We start from the raw sequence: 3,037 nt of genomic DNA, 5'->3' as shown, positions 1-3,037 counted from the left end.
ATTCAACTAGTCCTGGTCGTCAGGCTCGTCGGCATTGCGAGCAATCGCCACGATAGTCACGCCGTCCGGGAGGTCCATCAGCTTGACCCCCATTGTGTTCCGGTCACGCGTACGGCGTACAGGCTTCACCGGAGTCCGAATGACACCACCATTGCTGGTGATCGCGAACAGCTCGTCGTCCGGATCGATCACCACCGCGCCAACCAGACCACCGCGCCGTTCGGTGATCTTCGCAGTCAACACGCCCTTACCTCCCCGGCCCTGCACCGGGTATTCCTCGATCGGGGTGCGCTTGGCATATCCCCCGTTCGTGGCCACCAGAACGTCCAAACCTTCCCGCACGACCTCCATGGCCAGCAGGACGTCGTCGTCCGTGAAGCGCATGCCGATCACGCCCGAGGTGGCCCGGCCCATCGGCCGCAGCGCCTCGTCGGAGGCGTTGAACCGGATCGCCTGTGCCTTCTTCGAGACCAGCAGCAGGTCGTTCTCCGGGGCAACCAGCGCAGCACCGACCAGCTCGTCCTCATCGCGAAGGTTGATCGCGATGATGCCGCCGGAACGGTTGGAGTCGAACTCCTCGAGCCGCGTCTTCTTCACCAGGCCGTTCTTCGTGGCCAGTACCAGATAGGGGGCTACCTGGTAGTTCGGGATCTCAATGATCTGCGCGATCTGCTCGTCGGGCAGGAAGGCGAGCAGATTGGCCACGTGTTGGCCCTTGGCTACCCTACTGGCCTCCGGCAACTCGTACGCCTTGGCCCGGTAGACCCGGCCCTTGTTCGTGAAGAACAAGATCCAGTCGTGGGTCGAGCAGACGAAGAAGTGGCTGACGATGTCGTCCTGCCGCAGCGTGGCGCCGCTGACGCCCTTACCGCCGCGTCGCTGCGAGCGGTACAGATCGACCTTGGTCCGCTTGGCGTACCCGGTGCGGGTGATCGTGACGACCACGTCCTCGCGGGCGATGAGGTCCTCCATCGAGACCTCGCCGTCGAACGGGATGATCTGCGTCCGGCGGTCGTCGCCCCACTTGGCGACGATCTCGCCCAGCTCCTCCGAGACGATCTTCCGCTGCCGCTCCGGCTTGGCGAGGATGTCCTTGAGGTCGGCGATCTCCAGCTCGAGCTTGGCCAGGTCGTCCACGATCCGCTGCCGCTCCAACGCGGCGAGCCGGCGCAGCTGCATGTCCAGGATCGCGGTCGCCTGGATCTCGTCGATCTCCAGCAGCCGGATCAGGCCCTGCCGCGCGTCGTCCACGGTCGGCGAACGCCGGATCAGGGCGATCACCTCGTCCAGCGCGTCCAGCGCCTTGCCCAGACCGCGCAGGATGTGCGCCCGCTCCTCGGCCTTACGCAGCCGGAACGCGGTCCGCCGGCGGATCACGTCGATCTGGTGCTCGACGTAGTAGCGGATGAACTGCGCCAGGTTGAGCGTGCGCGGCACCCCGTCGACCAGGGCCAGCATGTTCGCGCCGAAGGTCTCCTGGAGCTGGGTGTGCTTGTAGAGGTTGTTCAGCACGACCTTCGCGACGGCGTCGCGCTTGAGCACCAGCACGATCCGCATGCCGGTACGACCGGAGGACTCGTCGCGGATGTCGGCGATCCCGGCGAGCTTGCCCTCCTTGATCAGCTCGGCGATCCGCTCGGCGAGGTTGTCCGGGTTGACCTGGTAGGGCAGCTCGCTGACAACCAGGCAGGGGCGACCCCGCTTGTCCTCCTCGACCTCCACCACGGCGCGCATCCGGATCGAGCCGCGACCGGTGCGGTACGCGTCCTGGATCGCTGTGGTGCCGACGATCAGGCCGTAGGTCGGGAAGTCCGGGCCCTTGACGATGCCGAGCAGGGCTTCGAGGGTGGTCTCCTCGTCCTCGTCCGGGTGCTCCAGGCACCACTGCACCGCCGCGCCGATCTCCCGCAGGTTGTGCGGCGGGATCTTGGTGGCCATGCCGACCGCGATGCCCTCGGAGCCGTTCACCAGGAGGTTGGGGATCCGCGACGGCAGGATGGTGGGCTCCTTGGCCCGGCCGTCGTAGTTGTCCTGCAGGTCGACGGTGTCCTCGTCGATGTCCCGCAGCATCTCCATCGCGAGCGGGTCGAGCTTGCACTCGGTGTTGTGGCTGACGAACCCGTCCGAGACGAACGAGTGGTCGTCGGTGTCGACTCGGACGCTGTAGACCGGCTGCACACCGGCGTCAGTGATCTGCGCCACCTCGGCGTAGTAGAACCGGCCGTCGACCAACGGCTCGACCACGTCGAGCACCTCGGAGTTGGTGATCCGGGCCGCGATCTCGTCCCGGTCCCGCTCCCACCGTTCGACGCGGTCCACGTTGTGCCGGCGCAGCCAGTCCTGCTCCGTCCAGCGCGTCGCGCCGTGCTCACGGATGAAGTCGCCGACCAGCGGCACGTGGTCGCTGGAGAGCGCCGTGCTGCTCGCCGGCACCTGGGCCAGCTCGGCCTCCAGCTTGGCCTGCTTACGGCCGAGGAAGCCGACGTGCGCGGCGAAGATCCGCGCGTCGCGCCGGTTGGTCACCACGACCTTGATCTCGCCACTGTCGTAGCGGGTCTGCCGGCTGACCACGCCGAACTCCAGCAGCAACTGCTGGACCTCGGCCGCCAATCGCTGGCTGCGAGTCGAGTACGAGATCTGCATGGTGTTGCGCGGCAGCAGCGACGACGAGCCGTCGCCCTCGAACAGCGCCTGGAGGAACGCCCGCTTGACCGCTGCCGGCCCCTGCCAGACGAACTCGGGAACGAACTTCGCGGCGCTGCGCGCGCCCATCATGTCGCCCAGAAGGCTCTCGCGCAGCGCGGTGAGGTCCTGCACATCGAGTTCGTGCAGGGTGCTGCCGGAGGCGATGACCCGCTCACTCACGTAGCGGGGGCCGCCGACGGCCAGGTCGTAGGCCGCGAGAACACGGACGAAGAACTCCCGGTCCACGTTGTTGAACCCGGCGCGGCTCGGGGAGACCCAGCCCTCACTGACGAAGGCGCCGGCGAGGACGGCGGCCTCGACGTGCTCCAGCATCGGGTAGCCGATCTCGGCC

1 protein-coding gene is annotated in these 3,037 nt (G+C 67.2%); it reads right to left on the bottom strand.

Going from position 1 to position 3,037, the window contains the following annotated elements; all coding sequences use genetic code 11:
- Positions 1 to 6: 6 nt before the first annotated feature.
- Positions 7 to 3,030: an intein-containing DNA gyrase subunit A gene (gene gyrA, locus KBX53_RS27705; RefSeq protein ID WP_309140869.1), complete on the bottom strand. Its 3,024-nt coding sequence runs from the start codon at positions 3,028 to 3,030 to the stop codon at positions 7 to 9.
- Between the last annotated feature and the right edge of the window lie 7 nt (positions 3,031 to 3,037).

Origin of the sequence: Micromonospora sp. M51, assembly GCF_018070305.1 — a bacterium.
In the GTDB taxonomy this organism is placed as follows: Bacteria; Actinomycetota; Actinomycetes; order Mycobacteriales; family Micromonosporaceae; genus Micromonospora; species Micromonospora parva.
This window is presented reverse-complemented; position numbering and strand designations above follow the sequence as displayed.